Annotated in this window: 18 protein-coding genes and 1 riboswitch; of the genes, 11 read left to right on the top strand and 7 right to left on the bottom strand. The window is 63.5% G+C overall.

Features of this window, described 5'->3' with window-relative positions:
• Positions 1–134: 134 nt before the first annotated feature.
• The 5 genes from VFP86_11215 (at position 135) to VFP86_11195 (ending at position 3,129) form a co-directional block, all read left to right on the top strand.
• Entirely contained in the window at positions 135–389 is a 255-nt protein-coding gene (locus VFP86_11215) for a hypothetical protein (GenBank protein HET9000208.1), read from the top strand.
• 123 nt (positions 390–512) lie between these two features.
• Positions 513–887, top strand: a complete 375-nt coding sequence (locus tag VFP86_11210) for a hypothetical protein (protein HET9000207.1) — start codon at positions 513–515, stop codon at positions 885–887.
• Complete coding sequence (locus VFP86_11205; GenBank protein HET9000206.1) at positions 884–1,837, top strand: pilus assembly protein N-terminal domain-containing protein; 954 nt, start codon at positions 884–886, stop codon at positions 1,835–1,837. The genes VFP86_11210 and VFP86_11205 overlap by 4 nt, the downstream gene beginning before the upstream one ends.
• A gap of 167 nt (positions 1,838–2,004) precedes the next feature.
• Positions 2,005–2,847 carry a hypothetical protein gene (locus VFP86_11200; protein ID HET9000205.1) on the top strand — a complete coding sequence of 281 codons (843 nt, stop codon included), beginning with the start codon at positions 2,005–2,007 and terminating at the stop codon, positions 2,845–2,847.
• 69 nt (positions 2,848–2,916) lie between these two features.
• Positions 2,917–3,129 carry a cold shock domain-containing protein gene (locus tag VFP86_11195; GenBank protein ID HET9000204.1) on the top strand — a complete coding sequence of 71 codons (213 nt, stop codon included), beginning with the start codon at positions 2,917–2,919 and terminating at the stop codon, positions 3,127–3,129.
• Here the strand turns inward: VFP86_11195 and VFP86_11190 are convergent.
• On the bottom strand, positions 3,080–3,505 hold the full coding sequence (locus VFP86_11190; GenBank protein HET9000203.1) for a hypothetical protein: 426 nt from the start codon (positions 3,503–3,505) through the stop codon (positions 3,080–3,082). The genes VFP86_11195 and VFP86_11190 overlap by 50 nt on opposite strands.
• 155 nt (positions 3,506–3,660) lie before the next feature.
• Between VFP86_11190 and VFP86_11185 the strand changes: the two genes are divergently transcribed.
• Positions 3,661–4,125, top strand: coding sequence for a hypothetical protein (locus tag VFP86_11185; protein ID HET9000202.1), 465 nt, complete (start codon positions 3,661–3,663; stop codon positions 4,123–4,125).
• 140 nt (positions 4,126–4,265) lie between these two features.
• Here the strand turns inward: VFP86_11185 and VFP86_11180 are convergent, their stop codons facing one another.
• Together VFP86_11180 and VFP86_11175 are read right to left on the bottom strand one after the other, a co-directional pair.
• Positions 4,266–4,772 (bottom strand): hypothetical protein, encoded by a 507-nt coding sequence (locus VFP86_11180; protein HET9000201.1) that lies wholly within the window; start codon positions 4,770–4,772, stop codon positions 4,266–4,268.
• A gap of 102 nt (positions 4,773–4,874) precedes the next feature.
• Positions 4,875–5,921: a C-terminal binding protein gene (locus VFP86_11175; protein HET9000200.1), complete on the bottom strand. Its 1,047-nt coding sequence runs from the start codon at positions 5,919–5,921 to the stop codon at positions 4,875–4,877.
• A gap of 77 nt (positions 5,922–5,998) precedes the next feature.
• Between VFP86_11175 and VFP86_11170 the strand changes: the two genes are divergently transcribed.
• The gene (locus VFP86_11170) at positions 5,999–6,547 is read left to right on the top strand and encodes a DUF6580 family putative transport protein (protein ID HET9000199.1); all 549 of its coding nucleotides are present in this window, start codon (positions 5,999–6,001) and stop codon (positions 6,545–6,547) included.
• Here VFP86_11170 and VFP86_11165 read toward each other — a convergent pair.
• From VFP86_11165 to VFP86_11155, 3 genes are all read right to left on the bottom strand, one after another.
• Positions 6,532–6,840, bottom strand: a complete 309-nt coding sequence (locus VFP86_11165) for an energy transducer TonB (GenBank protein HET9000198.1) — start codon at positions 6,838–6,840, stop codon at positions 6,532–6,534. The two genes, VFP86_11170 and VFP86_11165, sit on opposite strands and share 16 nt — an antisense overlap.
• 657 nt (positions 6,841–7,497) lie before the next feature.
• Positions 7,498–9,333 (bottom strand): TonB-dependent receptor, encoded by a 1,836-nt coding sequence (locus VFP86_11160; GenBank protein ID HET9000197.1) that lies wholly within the window; start codon positions 9,331–9,333, stop codon positions 7,498–7,500.
• Positions 9,334–9,444: 111 nt separating this feature from the next.
• A riboswitch (cobalamin riboswitch) is annotated at positions 9,445–9,655 on the bottom strand.
• A 68-nt stretch (positions 9,656–9,723) separates the two neighbouring features.
• Positions 9,724–10,131 (bottom strand): prepilin-type N-terminal cleavage/methylation domain-containing protein, encoded by a 408-nt coding sequence (locus VFP86_11155; GenBank protein ID HET9000196.1) that lies wholly within the window; start codon positions 10,129–10,131, stop codon positions 9,724–9,726.
• A gap of 221 nt (positions 10,132–10,352) precedes the next feature.
• Between VFP86_11155 and VFP86_11150 the strand changes: the two genes are divergently transcribed.
• Positions 10,353–10,772 carry an ester cyclase gene (locus tag VFP86_11150; protein ID HET9000195.1) on the top strand — a complete coding sequence of 140 codons (420 nt, stop codon included), beginning with the start codon at positions 10,353–10,355 and terminating at the stop codon, positions 10,770–10,772.
• Positions 10,773–10,785: 13 nt separating this feature from the next.
• Here the strand turns inward: VFP86_11150 and VFP86_11145 are convergent, their stop codons facing one another.
• A complete protein-coding gene (locus VFP86_11145; GenBank protein ID HET9000194.1) occupies positions 10,786–11,385 on the bottom strand; it encodes a hypothetical protein in 600 nt (199 codons plus the stop codon).
• A gap of 184 nt (positions 11,386–11,569) precedes the next feature.
• On the opposite strand from VFP86_11145, the gene VFP86_11140 reads away from it, so the two are divergent.
• From VFP86_11140 to lhgO, 3 genes are all read left to right on the top strand, one after another.
• Positions 11,570–12,172 (top strand): hypothetical protein, encoded by a 603-nt coding sequence (locus tag VFP86_11140; GenBank protein HET9000193.1) that lies wholly within the window; start codon positions 11,570–11,572, stop codon positions 12,170–12,172.
• A 27-nt stretch (positions 12,173–12,199) separates the two neighbouring features.
• Complete coding sequence (locus VFP86_11135) at positions 12,200–12,979, top strand: aldo/keto reductase (GenBank protein HET9000192.1); 780 nt, start codon at positions 12,200–12,202, stop codon at positions 12,977–12,979.
• Between the two features lie 94 nt (positions 12,980–13,073).
• Positions 13,074–14,276 carry an L-2-hydroxyglutarate oxidase gene (gene lhgO, locus VFP86_11130; GenBank protein HET9000191.1) on the top strand — a complete coding sequence of 401 codons (1,203 nt, stop codon included), beginning with the start codon at positions 13,074–13,076 and terminating at the stop codon, positions 14,274–14,276.
• Positions 14,277–14,289: the final 13 nt, after the last annotated feature.

Raw genomic sequence — 14,289 nt, 5'->3', positions numbered from 1 at the left:
GTGAAACTGGCGTTTGGTGATTCGCGGAGTTGATTCCGCAGGTTCGCGTGGTTGGTCGCGCATTTGCGACAATCCACGTACACTTTTTGACTGGAATCGAAACCTCGCCGACCTAAGAGCATGGGGGTGCCAGAGTGCTGTTTGACAAGGTCTGGGCCCAGATCAAAGGCGCCGAACGCTCCGGGAGGTTGACGGTCGAAGAGGCGTTAGATTGTGCAACGCGGCTCCCGCAGGCGTTGTTCTGTTCCATGATGGAGTGTCTCGTGGAAAATGGGGAGGACCCCGACGTTGTCATCGCTCAAGTCATCCGATTGCACCACCACATGCTCCGGCGCCTTCAAGAAGTGGCTGCCGCGCTCCGCCAACGTCCCGTCCAGGGGCGGCATTGATTCCCGGCCGTTCCCTTGATGCGAGCAAGCCCGGTTGCTCGCTTATGGCGACGTATGTATGATGTAAGATGCGTAGATAGAGAGATAGACAGTTGGCAGTAACGCACCCCTGAGGAGGAGCACATGTGGATCGCACGCGCTTCGCGCGGCAAGGGCCGCGCGGCGGGATCGCGCTCCAAGATTGCGAAGATGGGGATTCACGTGCCCAAGGATCTTCACAGGCGGTTCCGTGCACGGCTGATCCTCGAGGGACGCTTGATGCAAGAGGTGATTCGAGAGTGGGTGGATGAGGAAGTCTCTTCACACAGAAATCGGCCGCCTGCACAGGGCGGGCTGCGCTTTTTTAAGGGTGTGGACCGGAACACGCTCGCCGCGCTTGCGGTTCCGATCGATCTCGACAAGATCCGGCGCCTCAAGAGCAAATTACTTATGGAAGGACGCAACATCTCCCAATGGGGGACGGAGCGGATGGAACAGTTCCTGAGGGAGCGGACGTGAGATCCCTCGCACGGCGCTTGGTCTGGGTTGTCCTTCTGATTCTCCCATTTGGAAGTGGAGCCGTCGCCTGCGGAGCCAACGGTCCCATCACATTCACCGTACACGTCCTCGGCGGCTCCACCAAGACGTCGCTGCGCCTCCAGCCGGGTTTTGCAACGGTCCTCCGAGCCGACCACCGGGTGGACACCGTCGCGATCGGCGATCCCCGGCTGGTCAGTGCGACGACGGTAAAGCATGGACAGGAGGTCTATGATCTCGTACTTCAACCGCAGACGGCAACCGGTGCTACCAACATGATCGTGTGGTTTGGCGATCTCACGTCCATCTGGGACCTCACCATCGGTCCCGGACTGCGGACGGCGGACCTTGTCTATGTGGTCACGACGCCTCCACCCGCCTTGCAATCGAAGGCATCACCCCCGCTGCCGGTTCCGTCTCCGGCCAGAGGCACAGAGGCCGCACCGATTGCTGTCAGCTCACCAACGACCGCGGCCGCTGGCTCCAAGACGGGCGGGGAACCGGCTCAAGCCCCCTCCGCAAGAGAGGCAGAATCGCAGCTCGAGGTCCAGCAAGCCCTCGGGGACACGATGGGCGTCTTCCAGTTGTTTCTGAACCCAACGAGCATCACGATCCGTTATCGGATCAACAACCAGGGCACTACCGACTTCTCAATTCGGCCAAACGGCGTCGTGCTCAAGGTGAACGGCCGGTCGGTCCCGTTCGGAATGTCTCGAAACAACGCGGACAAGACGAGGCCGGCGCTCCTTCCCTCGGGGGCCGCTGAAACCGGCGTCATCAATGCACCCGTGAGGGGACCTCGTCAGGTCGAAGTCATCTTCGCGCTCTTCCCGACGGACGAAGACCGGCAGGCGCCGAATCGGGCCGGGCCAATGACCTTCCAATTCCTCTTTGCCGGCCTGGCACGTCTCGCAGTGTCCCGCGATCGGTAACCGCCAAGCCGATTGTGAGGGCCCCCGGCGAAGTCACCGCGCTCCTAGCCATTGTCCCACGATGGGTGGTAGCCTCGATCGATGGGCGGAGCGTTGAAACACTCGAAGAGATCGAGTTGGATTTGGGTCGACCACCACGTCTCCATTTTCAGGATCATGATGAGCCTGTGGTGCTCCCGGGAGAGGTGAGCCGGGAGGACTTGCAGTACGTGCTTGGCCGGGTCACGCGGTTCCGAGAGGATAATCGAACTGGTATCGATCGAACTCTTCACCGGATCGCGTGTATCCGTGACCGGTATTATGAAATCGTCGGCTTCACCTTCCGCGTAGGGCGCGCCGTCGCGGGCGCTGCCCAGCCGCTCCGCGATCTCCTCGAAACCCGCCAAAACATCTTGATCGTGGGGCGGCCGGGGGCCGGGAAGACAACCGTGCTTCGCGGAATGGCCTCCATCCTGTCCGATCAACTTCACCGACGTGTCATCATCGTCGACACGAGCAACGAGATTGGTGGGGATGGGCAGATTCCGCATCCCGCGATCGGGGGCGCCAGGCGGATCCAGATCCCTCTGCCCGAGGTCAGCCGAGCGGCGGACGCCGGCACCCAGCAAGCGGCGGTCATCCTCCAGGCTGTCATCAATCACCGGGCGGAAACGATCATCGTGGATGAGCTGGGGTTCGCCGCCGACGCTCAGGTTGCCCGAACGATTGCCCGCCGGGGCATCCAGCTCATCGCGACGGCGCACGGAGCTTCACTGAGAGATATCGTCTTCAACGCAGAACTCGCCTGTCTGGCCGGCGATATGCACACCATCGTGTTGTCGTTGGAGGAGATCGAACTGCGAGGGGTAGATCGGCATACGATCCTGGAACGCACCGGGCCACCTGTGTTCGACTGTGCAATAGAGATCGCCGGCCGCGGCGTCTTCCGCGTCCATCCGGATGTCGCCGAGTCGGTCGATAACCTACTCCGAGGGCTTCCCCCGAAGACGCATGTCCGTCAAACAGCCTGAGCAGTAGAGGGACGTAAGAGGATCCCCCTCTGCGCCGCCAAAAACAGTCACGGTGTGGAGCGCGGTGTCGTGAAGTGGTTCGATAGCCGGATGGGGTACGGCTTCGTGATCGACGCCGCGGGTCACGACGTCTTCCTGCACCGCCGCGTCCTGCGTCGGGCTGGACGGCGGAAGCTGGAACCGGGAGAACTCGTCGAGTACGAGGCGGAGAACACGCCCAGGGGGATCAAGATCAGCCGCCTTGTGGTGCTGAGCCGCCCTCCGATGGAACGACCGGGGTAGAACCGCCCGATCCGCCGGGTCCCTTGGCATGCGACTTCTTCGGTGTCTCAGGAAATGCGATCATGCCGGTCTGGCGAGCTGCGGTGGCGGCTTTCCGCTGCGGAACGCGTGGGTGATCGGCCAGGTTCAAGTTGAGGTTCTTGCCGCAGGTGCACGTCACTTTGGCTTGCTGGCTCACGTCAATCCAGATCTTCCCTTCACGCTCGGCGCGGCGCTGCGTCGCCTCGATCGCGCCTGAAGCGACTTCTTCAGCATCCTCGCGCTCGGCCTGGGCCGGGGTCATCGTGCCGTATACCGAGGCGATAAACGTCTTCGGATAATAGACGCTGTACTTCTTGCCACAGCGTCCGCAGGGGAATGTCATCACCAACGCCACACCGGATCACCTCACCCTTTATTGTAGCACGGGCCGGCAGATTGACGCCCAGACAGATCACGGCGTCGCAAGGCGTCGCAGGTGCCTGGGAAACAGCGGAAGGGTATGCTACCATAACAAGAAAGACCGGCAGGTCAACGAAGGGAGCGAGGGCAATGGCCGACCGCGGCGTTCGGATGCTTGTCCTGGGGATCGTCATCGGAGGACTCGGTGCGATATTCTTGATTGGCGGCGTCGCGGCCGCCCAGGGATGGCGTGCCGGTGCAGCCGCGCACGGACACGACGTGATCCTGGTCCCGGCGACCCCCACGCAGGGCCTGCCGTTTAACCCGAAGGAGTTTATCCCCGTGCCGAACCCTCAGCAGGGCCAGGACCAGGGGCCGGGCGTGCCCTCACCTGGTGCTGGGGGGCAAGACTGTGACAAGATCCTTTACTTCTTCCAGGGGAAGCTCTATCAGCTGCGGCCGGGGCCGATGCCTAAAGGCGGTGGAAACCCGGAGTTTTACTATATGCAGCCCTACCAGGGACCGCAGATCCCCGGCTTCCCAAACCCGGGGCCGATGACGCCGGGCACGCCGGATCCGAATCTTCCCGGGCAGGGGGTTCCAAGACACATTTGATCGAGTCAAGAGAGGCCGCTCGAGGGCCCGCTTGATCGACCACAGGCGGGACGCGCGCACCAAATTCGAGAGCCGCCACTGAGCGTGGCGGCTCTCGTGCTTCGCGGCGGAACGACGCTTGGAGCTATTTCCCGAACCGCCTAGTTGTTGCTGTCACCCGCATCTTTGACATGATCGTCTCCCTCGCTGTGCTTCTTGTGGAACCGCACCGGTCTCGAGTCCGACGGCCCCTGCTCAGACCACGAATCGGAGCCGCGAGAGGGATCACCGTGCGCCTGGTTCAGCACCTGCGGCAAGTTCAGCAAGATGTTGGCGATGCCCGCGAGCCCACCAGATCCGGCCTGCTGCGGGAGAGGCTGTCCGGCCGGGGGACGCTGACCGACCGGCCCAACGGGGCGTGCCTGAGGGTGCACCGTTGTCACAGGTGCCTGTTGAGCGGCCCCCGCGCCCTGGACTGGACCCGCCGGCGCGACCGATTGGACGGGCGCCGGAATCGACGCAGGCCTATCCTGGATGACCGTGACTGGCGTGGCTTGTTCGGCGGCAGGATGGCTCAGGCCGAGCATGGCTTGGCCCTTCGGCGTCACGATGCCCGCCACAGCCAGCGCCGTTACTAGACCGAATCCAACGACAAGTGATCGCACCATCGCTCTCACTCCCAAACGAACGACCGTTCTCTTGCTTCTTCCACTATATTATACCCGCGTCCTCCTAACGAGTAACGCTCGGAGCGGGCATCGGGTTCCTCCCTAGGGGGCCCCCGCCGGACCCGCGTGGGACCGCAGTCTGGCCGTGGCCCGGACCTCGAGGTTCACGAGCGAACGGGGCCACTCCCCTTGTGCGGCTCGCGCGACCTCCTCGGCAACCCGGCGCTTGAGCGTTTGGATGGCCTCAACACTGTACCAGGCGACGTGCGGTGTCAGAACGGTGTTGGGCGCCGTCCACAGTGGATGGTTCGGCTTGAGCGGCTCTTGCTCGAAGACGTCGATGCCCGCACCGGCCAGCCGTCCCGCCTGGAGCGCCTTGGCCAGCGCGGCAGTGTCCACGACGGCCCCGCGCGAAGTGTTGATCACCACCGCCCCCGGCTTCATCTGCTGGATCTCGCGTTCGCCGAGAAGGTGCCGCGTCTCGGGCAGGAGCGGCGTGTGAAACGTCACGAAATCGGATTGCCTGAGGAGCGTCCCGAAATCGACGAGGATCGCGCCCACCTCCATCGCCGAGGACCGGCTGACAAACGGGTCGTAGGTCATCCGGTGCATGCCAAGCGACTCGGCGTGCGCGGCGACGGCCCGGCCAATGCGCCCGAGTCCCACGATGCCGAGCGTGAGCCCTTTCAATCGAGGGATCGGCGGAGTCGCCTGCGGGCCTTTGAGCCACGTCCCCTGGCGGAGCGTGGCATCGTAGAACAAAAGGCGGCGGTGGACGGCGAGCAGGAGGGCGATGGCGTGGAGCGCCACCTCCTGGGTCCCGTAGTCCGGGACGTTCGCGACGCAGATCCCTGCCTGTGTTGCCGCAGCAAGGTCGACGCCGTCATAGCCCACGCCATATCGCACGATCAAGAGGCACCGGGACATCGCGGCGATCAGCTCGGCGTCAAGCGGGATCGTTTGATTGATCACCGCGTCGGCGCGGCCGAGGGCGGACTTGAGCGCGTGGCGGTCAGGGGATTTGAGCACCTCGAGCTGGACCCCAAGAGGGCGGAGGACGCGCTCCTCCGGCTCGAGGCTCGGGAAGTCGTGATCGGTGATGACCGCGGTGAAGACCACGACGGACGGACTTTGCTCCCGGACGGGCACCCTCCTTTCTCGCAGAACGGCGCCGGGAGAGGATAAGGGCAGGGCCAGAAGGTATAATGGTACGCGGTGATTGCCTGATGAGAGTTCGCGAACGTCTGGGAACGTTGATTGCCGCACTACCCTACGGCCTCATCGCCGCGGGCGCGCTGCTCCGCGTTGTGCCCCATCCCGCCAACTTTGCGCCGATCGGCGCGATGGCGCTATTCGGTGGGGCCGTCATGCCGGGCGCGTGGGCATTCGCCGTGCCGATCGCGGCGCTGTTCTTCTCCGATGTGATTCTGGGCTTCTACCCAGGATGGATCTCGGTGTACGGGAGCTTCGTCCTGATCGTCCTTATCGGCCGGGCGCTGCGCGCGCGCCGGACCATGCTCAGGGTCGCCGTGGCGGCGCTGAGCTCATCGGTCCTCTTTTTCGTCGTGACGAACTTCGGCGAGTGGCTGGGGCCTCTCTACCCGCACACACTGGTGGGCCTGCGGGCCGCCTTCACCGCCGCGATCCCGTTCTTCCGCAACACCGCGCTGAGCGATCTCGTCTACTCGCTCGCGTTCTTCGGGATTTACGAGAGCGCGGCGCGGCTGGCTGGGCTGCGATCCACCAGCCACACCACCCTTCACCGGACGACGTAGCGAATCTTGAACGTCACGTACGCTTCGATCGGCACGCCGTCTCGAGTCGCCGGAGCAAACAGCCACCGGCGCACCGCCGCCGCGGCCGCCCCGTCCAGTATCGGAGAACCAGAGGGCGCGATAATCTCGACCTTCGCCGCCGTCCCATCGGCCTGGACTAAGGCCCGCACCCCCACGGCGCCCTCCGCGCCTTCGACCGAGAGCGCAGATCCAAGATCCTGCCGATGCACCGTCAGTCGAAAGCCGTCGACCGGATACTCTGTTCCGTCCGACTTGATAACCCGCGGCGGCACGACATGAGGAGTGATTCCAGTGGAACCGCCGGGGGTGCTCACTGCAGGGGAGGCATCACCCGCCACACCTCCACTTCCGGCCTCGCCGCTTCCGGTTGTGGTCGTCGCTCCGGAGGACCCGGCTCCCGCTCTACCGCCGTCTTCTGAACGCGCCGGGCCCTGGCCGGCCGCGGGCGTCTGAGATTGTCGGGGAGCGGATTCCGAGCCGCCGGGATCGCGTGCAGGCTGAGGGTCGCGCCTTGAACCCTGCGGCGAATGGGAAGGTGGCTGGGGGTGCTGTGCGGGCGTGAACTGCGACGCGGCGGTGCCATGCGACGATGCGGATGAACGGGGCGACGGTTGCCCGGCGCCTGACGAAGTCGCGGGGCGCGCGGTCCGCTTCGGTGTGTCCGCGGGATGAACAATTTCTTTCTGGACCCGGCGTTCCGGCGGTGCCGGCTGCGACAGCGAGGTACCGGGCGCAGCGGCTCCCTCCTGGTCTGCGGTTGGACCCCTAGTGTCCCCGCGCTGAGGAGCGAGACCACCGGCCGCGGCCGGACCGGTGGTCAGAGGCGGCGGAGGCGCACCTCTCCATGCGGCCCGGCCCGCGGCTGCGGCAAGAAGCACGCAGCAGGCACCGATGAGAAAGCGGGATCTCGATGTGCTCCTGATCATCAGTTAGAACGTCTTCGAGAGACCCATGTAGACCGTCCTCCCTGGCTCGGGAAAGTGGAGCGACTCTTGGTAGCTCACGTCGAAGAGGTTATTGACGCCGGCCTGCAGCGTGTATCCCGCCGCAAACCCCCACGCGACGTTGAGACCGACGAGCCAGTACCCCGGCACCCGTTCCTTGTTCGCAGGATCATTGAAACGGTCGCCGACGTAGCTTACGATCGCGGTCGCGGTGCTCCCGGGCGCCCATCGGTAGCTCACCTCAACGTTCGCCAGCTGGCGGGGGATATAGATCACGTCGAGGCCGGTGTTCGCGTCGCGCGCCAGCTGATTGGTGAAATTAGCCCGCACGAACCATTGCTCGGCGACCTGGCCCACGATCTCGATCGAGGCGCCGTTCACGATCGCATGGCCGACGTTCAGCGGAACGAATAGCGGCGGGGCCGACGTGATCAGGTTGGTCGCGTCCGTATAGTACCCGGTGAGGTGCAGTGCCAAACCGGGCGCCAGCGCATACTCGACGCCCAGATCGTAGGACCACGCGGTCTCGGGTTGAAGCGATGGGTTGCCAAACAGTGCCGGGGCCAGCTCGTCGAACGTGGGCTCCCGGAATGTCCTGCCCGCGCCGGCGCGCAGGATGAGCCGGTCGGTGAGCACAACAACTACGCCGATGCGCGGGTCGACCTGGCTCCCGTACATCTGGAAGTTGTCTTCTCGGACCCCGAGCGACAGAAGTATGCCGCTCGCAATCTGCCAATCGTCCTGGAGGTAGAACGCGAGGTCGTATCCCTGGTTCGAAAACGGCGAGGGGGCATTATCGCTGTGGGCGATCGTCTGTCCCTGGTACTCCCCGCCGAGCGTCAGGAGGTGGCCCGACCACGGCACCAAGACAACCTGGGCCTGCACGCCCCACAGGTGCGCCGTGTCTTCGGACTGGAAGGCGAACTTTGGGAGGTTGAAGTTGACATCATCTTCGAGATAGTAGAGGCGCGCCAGGATGCCCGGACTGTCGGCCTTTCCGCTCCGCCATGAAAGATCCACGAGCGTCCGGTCTTCTCGGAGGCGTGCGAGCGGGTCCTGGTCCTGGACCGGGAGCGGTCCCGGGGCGCCGGTGGCATGCCAGAGCCGATTGACCGTCAGGGTCGCGGCGGCATCGTCCGCGGTCTGCCACCGGAGCTTCGCCATCGTCGTCGTGTTCGAGAAGTCCGTGTCCGGGGCGAACCCGCCGCTCGAGTTCAGGATGCCCTGGACAAGGTACGTCAGGTTCTCCACCCGGCCGCCGACCGAGAGGAGGTTGCCGGCGAGACCATATGACCCGTACCGCGTGGACACGAGTGTCAGCGGCGCCGCCCGCGTGACGATGTTGATGACGCCGCCCAGCGCCGCGCTTCCATAAATCGCCGAGAATGGCCCGCGCAGCACCTCGATGCGCTCAACATTCTGGATGGGCAGCGTGCTCAGGTCCACGCTGGCCTGGTCGGGACGGTTGAGGGGCACGCCGTCGAGGAGGATCAGCACCTGCGCGGAGGACGAACCGCGGATGCTCACCGTCGTGAGCGAACCCGGCCCACCGCTCTGCTTGATCCGCAGTTCCGGCAGCACACGGAGGGCGTCGGCAACGGTCAACGCCCCGAGCCGCGCGAGCTCATCCGAAGTGATCACGCTGATCGACGCCGGCGTCGTGGACGGCAGCTGGGGCCGCTTCCCCGGCACCTCCACTTCCGGAAGCTCGAAGGTGGGCGGCGGAGCGGTCTGCGCGCGCGCGGGGAGCGCGAGCGCCAGCACGATCAGAAAAACCCAGGCGGGACAAACCAGGTGCCGACGAACGAGCAATGCGGGCATCGCGCATCCCCCCGTCTGCGGCGCCAGGCCCAAGAAAAACGGCCCCCATTAGAAGCACGGGGACCGGCACGGCACAGGGCCGCATGCGTACTTTCCCTTCAGCCGAAGGTCACCGTACGCGCTCGGGTGGGCAGGTTTCCTGGCTCCGGATCTTCGCCGCTCCACGCCTTCCCGGTTGCCCAGTGGCGATTGTGTGGAGCAGCTCCCCGTTACAGTGGCGGGACCGCGCCGGCTTTGCCGCGCCGCCAGTGGCGGCGCCGCGCACCGGACTTCCCTTTTACTCCCGTGACGCTCTGGGAGCACCCATCCGATACGGTATGAAGTTTGAACTCAGTATAGGGGCGGACCGCGAGATCGTCAAGGCAATACCGATAGGGGCTTTGGAGCAGGCTAGAACGATGAGCCGCCGCTAGACGACCCGTCGCTATAGAGGAGGACCCACGTACTATCTGTTGGCGAGATCGGGGTGAGTTTTCCCACGAGTTGGACCGAAACCGACTGATTTCCGGTCCCACCAAATGTCGGCATGCTCCAGTGCATGCCACCTGGAAGGATGAGACCGATCGAGTTCCCCGAAGTATCGAACTGGTTGAACTGCTGGTAGTAGGCCCACTCCATGGTCTTCGCTTCCTGGAGAAGTTCCTGGGCCTCGGCCTTGAATGCCTTCTTGCGGGCGCCCAAATAGCGCGGGAACGCAAGGGCAACCAGGATACTCAGAATTGCCAGCACCAAAACCAACTCGATGAGCGTAAAACCATGTTCCTGCCGCTTAAGTATCCGGCCAAGGACCGTTAGCATTTTGACTCCCCGGCATTATGAATCGCCAATAGTTGGTTAATGCCCGGGAAGTCTTGATTCTAGACCGCGCAATACGTGGATGCCTGCAGCCCCTAAGCCACTCTGGCCCGTGCCCCCCGGTCCGGATTGGAGGGGGAATTTCGCCAAGCCCCATCAAAGGGCCATGAGCACAATCGCTGGGACAATCCGTACTTGCCGGGCCGCAATCAGGAGAGGAGCCGATGATACCTGACCCTGCTAAGTTGCGAGATTTCGCCCTCCGCTATACCGCAGCGTGGTGTAGCCAGGACCCTGCGAGCGTGGCTGCCTTTTACTCAACGGACGGCTCGCTCAGCATCAATGAGGGCGCTCCAGCTACCGGGCGGAGTGCTATCACGGAGGTTGCCCAGGCATTCATGACCGCGTTTCCGGATTTGCGGGTCCTTATGGATAATGTCCTCGTTCAGGGCGACCGTTCTGTGTACCACTGGACACTCATCGGCACCAACACCGGGCCGGGCGGGACCGGGAAGCGAGTTCGCATCAGCGGCTTCGAAGTGTGGAAGCTTGGAGATGATGGACTCATTGCCGAGTCGCAGGGCCACTTCGATAGTGTCGCCTACAAACGTCAGCTTGAACGCGGGGTAGAGGAAACCCAGTAGATGCATGCCTGGCTCATCCGCACGAGGGTAGCACGATCGTAATCGGTGCTCCGTAGTCAGAGAAATCGATCGTGGCGGTCTTGCCGGATTGGATGTTCACGACCACCAGGCGTCGGGGCAGGCCGGTCGCCGCAGCAACATACAGGGTCCCGCGCCTTGCCACGTCAGTATAGGCATGGACCGGGGTCCCCTCGATGATCGTGTCGGGCCCCCGGATCACCTCAGTGAGATCTTTTTTCATCTTGTTCATGTCGAAAAAAGTCTCGGGCAATCGGCTGGCCGTCGTGCACCGCCAGCCGGCCGGCGCACCCGGCATGCTCGACCGGGTGCGGATCTCCCTTCCGACCGCAATGGACTCGACGGTACCCTTCAGCGACTGCGCGGTGAAATGTCTTTTGTCGGGGCGAACGATCTCGATCACGACCGTCGCCTCGGAGGTCGTGCTTTTCATCCGATAGCTTGGCACCGAGTTCAGCCTCTCAAACGCCGCCACGGCTTGGGCCTTTGCGGAGGCATCGCCTTGGGCCGCGCCTCCCGGAGTGAGCGCGGTCATGGCCATGCCTGTCCCGAGGACGAAAGACAGGATGATCCGCACGATCCACGACCGTCGCACTGGGAGCGCCTCCGGACGAAGGCGATCTACTGCGAACTCGAGTTTCCCCTATGGACGCAGATTCCCTCCCCGTTGGAGATCGAGGCCCCGGCGCTAACGCATCGCTTCGGCAAGTGCCCTCGGAAGGGGGGACAAGGACGAGGGCGAACGCACTCATTCCGGGGACATCTACAGGAGGAGCGCGATGGCGACGTTGGGCTGGATCGGCCGGCTTTGTCTGGCCGCGGCAGCAGTGAACCTCTCGATTATCATAGTGCAGCCCGTGGCTGGAGCGCCGACCGTGAAAGGAGACGCCGCGGCGTGGACCGAGATTGTCACGGCCTTGAAAAAGCAACGTACCATCTCATATCGAGCGAAGACTACAACCGGCCCCACAGACAACACGCCGGGGATCACCGAGTTCGTCCCGCCCGACACCAAACATACCATCGTCCCGGGACTCTTGGAATCGTTTTCCGTGGGGAACAAATACTGGGCCCGGAGGATCGGTGACAAGTGGGACTGTTCCTCGGCTGCGAACGGCCTGCCCGTCGGGGCACCAGTCTGGGACCAACAGGGCACGGTGATCGCGAAACGACTCCCGGCCGTCGTGATCGGCGGCATGCCGACACGTGGCTACACCTACACGTTCACCGGTACCATCAAGGGGCAGACCGTCACCGGGAATCAGAAGCTCTACATCGCGGTGCAGACCGGCCTCCCCCGCCGGGCCGTGGTCGAAGAAAACTTCACATTCGACTTTTATGATTACGGGGCGAGGATTGCCATCACCCCTCCGTGCAAGTGAAGGTCACCACGCCCGGGAGAGCGCTCGATGACCCTGCAATCCAGAGCGAAGCTCAACAATAATACGGAAATGCCGCTGCTCGGGCTGGGAATGTGGCAGATCCCGAATGGGAAACCGGCCGCGGACGCGGTGGCATGGGGACTCGAAGCCGGCTACCGGCACTTCGATACGGCGAAAATCTACGGCAATGAAGAGGGGGTTGGCGAAGGGATCCGCAACGGGACCATTCCTCGCGAAGAAATCTGGGTGACGACGAAATTATGGCCCGCGGATCAATTGAACGCTCGAAAAGCGTTTGCAACCAGCCTCGCCAAACTCAACGTCGGGTACATCGATCTGTATCTTGTGCACTGGCCCACCCCAGGCCTTGTGACGCGGACATGGAAAGCTATGGAAGACCTCTACGAAGGAGAAACATGCAAAGCGATCGGAGTGAGCAACCACTCGATCAAGCAGCTCTCCTCGATCCTCCGCATTGCAAAAATCCCTCCTGCGGCGAACCAGGTGAAATTTTCTCCGTTCGGCTTCGATCAGGACCTCCTCGATTTCTGCACCCGGCATGGCATCGTCGTGCAAGCCTATAGTCCGCTCACGAAAGGACAGAGGCTGCGGGACGAACGGCTTGGGGCCATCGCTCTACGGTATCGGAAATCGCCGGCACAGATCCTCATCCGTTGGGCGCTGCAAAAAGGGGCCGTCGTCTTGCCGAAGTCTCAGCATAAAGAACGCATGAAAGAAAATGCCCAGGTGTTTGATTTTGCGATTGCCGCGGAAGACATGGATCAACTCGATCGGTGTGCGGAGTAGGCGGCGGCGATCAACTGGCCGGCGTGAGCCTGTGAGGGAATATTGATCGGCGGCCCATCGTCACTCCCTTTCGGTCATTCCTATGAATAGCCCCATCTACGATGTCGTGATCGTCGGCGGCGGAATCGTCGGGCTGGCGACGGCATTAGCGCTCATAGAAGACCGCCCGCAGATTCGTCTCGCCGTGCTCGAAAAGGAAGGCCGGGTCGGCGCCCACCAAACCGGGCACAACAGCGGTGTCATCCATTCGGGGATCTATTACCGGCCCGGATCGTTCAAGGCGCGACTGTGCGTCGATGGATCCAAGCGCATGGGGCGCTTCTGTCAGGACCACGGTATCCGCGTGGAGCGCTGCGGGAAGGTCATCGTGGCCACGAGTGCGGACGAGCTGCGCCGGCTGGACGATCTGTATTCCAGGGGCGTCGCCAACGACGTGCCGGGAGTCGAGAAAATCGGACCCGAACGTCTTCGTGAGCTCGAACCACATGCCGCCGGCCTGGGGGCGGTGTATTCTCCGGGGACATCCATTGTTGACTTCGGCGAGGTCGCCAGGACGGCAGCCGCGATCATTCGTGAGCACAACGTGGAACTCGCCCTGAGCACCGAGGTCACCCGGGTCATCGAGGCGGGGGATGAACTGCGGATCGAGACGAATCGGGGAGACTGGCGCGCGACGTATCTCATCAACTGTGCCGGTCTACACTCCGACGACGTCGCGCGGAAATCAGGAATTGTTCCGGACGTGCGCATCATCCCGTTTCGAGGCGAGTATTATCTTCTGCGGCGCGACCGGCAATCACTGGTCCGCGGACTCATCTACCCGGTGCCCGATCCGCAGTTTCCGTTCCTGGGCGTGCATTTCACGCGGACCGTGCACGGAGAAGTGGAGGCCGGCCCGAATGCGGTGCTCGCGTTCGCACGGGAAGGCTACACCATGGGGCGGATTGACGTCCGTGAGCTTTGGGAAATCCTGCGCTATCGGGGGTTCTGGAGCATGGGGAGGCGCTACTGGCGAACCGGCATCTACGAGTTCCGGCGCTCGCTCAGCGTCATTGCGTTCGTGCGCTCCCTGCGGCGTCTCGTTCCCGAGCTCCGCGTGGAAGACGTGGTCCGCGGGTCCGCCGGGGTCCGGGCCCAGGCGGTGACGCAAGATGGGAGACTCGTGGACGATTTTCGCATCGTGGAGGCCCCGCGCGCCATTCACGTGCTCAATGCCCCGTCGCCCGCAGCCACGGCCTCGCTCAGTATCGGCCGCTACATCGCCGCGCGCGCGGCCGAGGTATTTACGCTGCGTTAGCCTGTCCGATCGC

The organism is bacterium (assembly GCA_035703895.1).
Classification (GTDB): Bacteria; Sysuimicrobiota; Sysuimicrobiia; order Sysuimicrobiales; family Segetimicrobiaceae; genus Segetimicrobium.
This window is presented reverse-complemented; position numbering and strand designations above follow the sequence as displayed.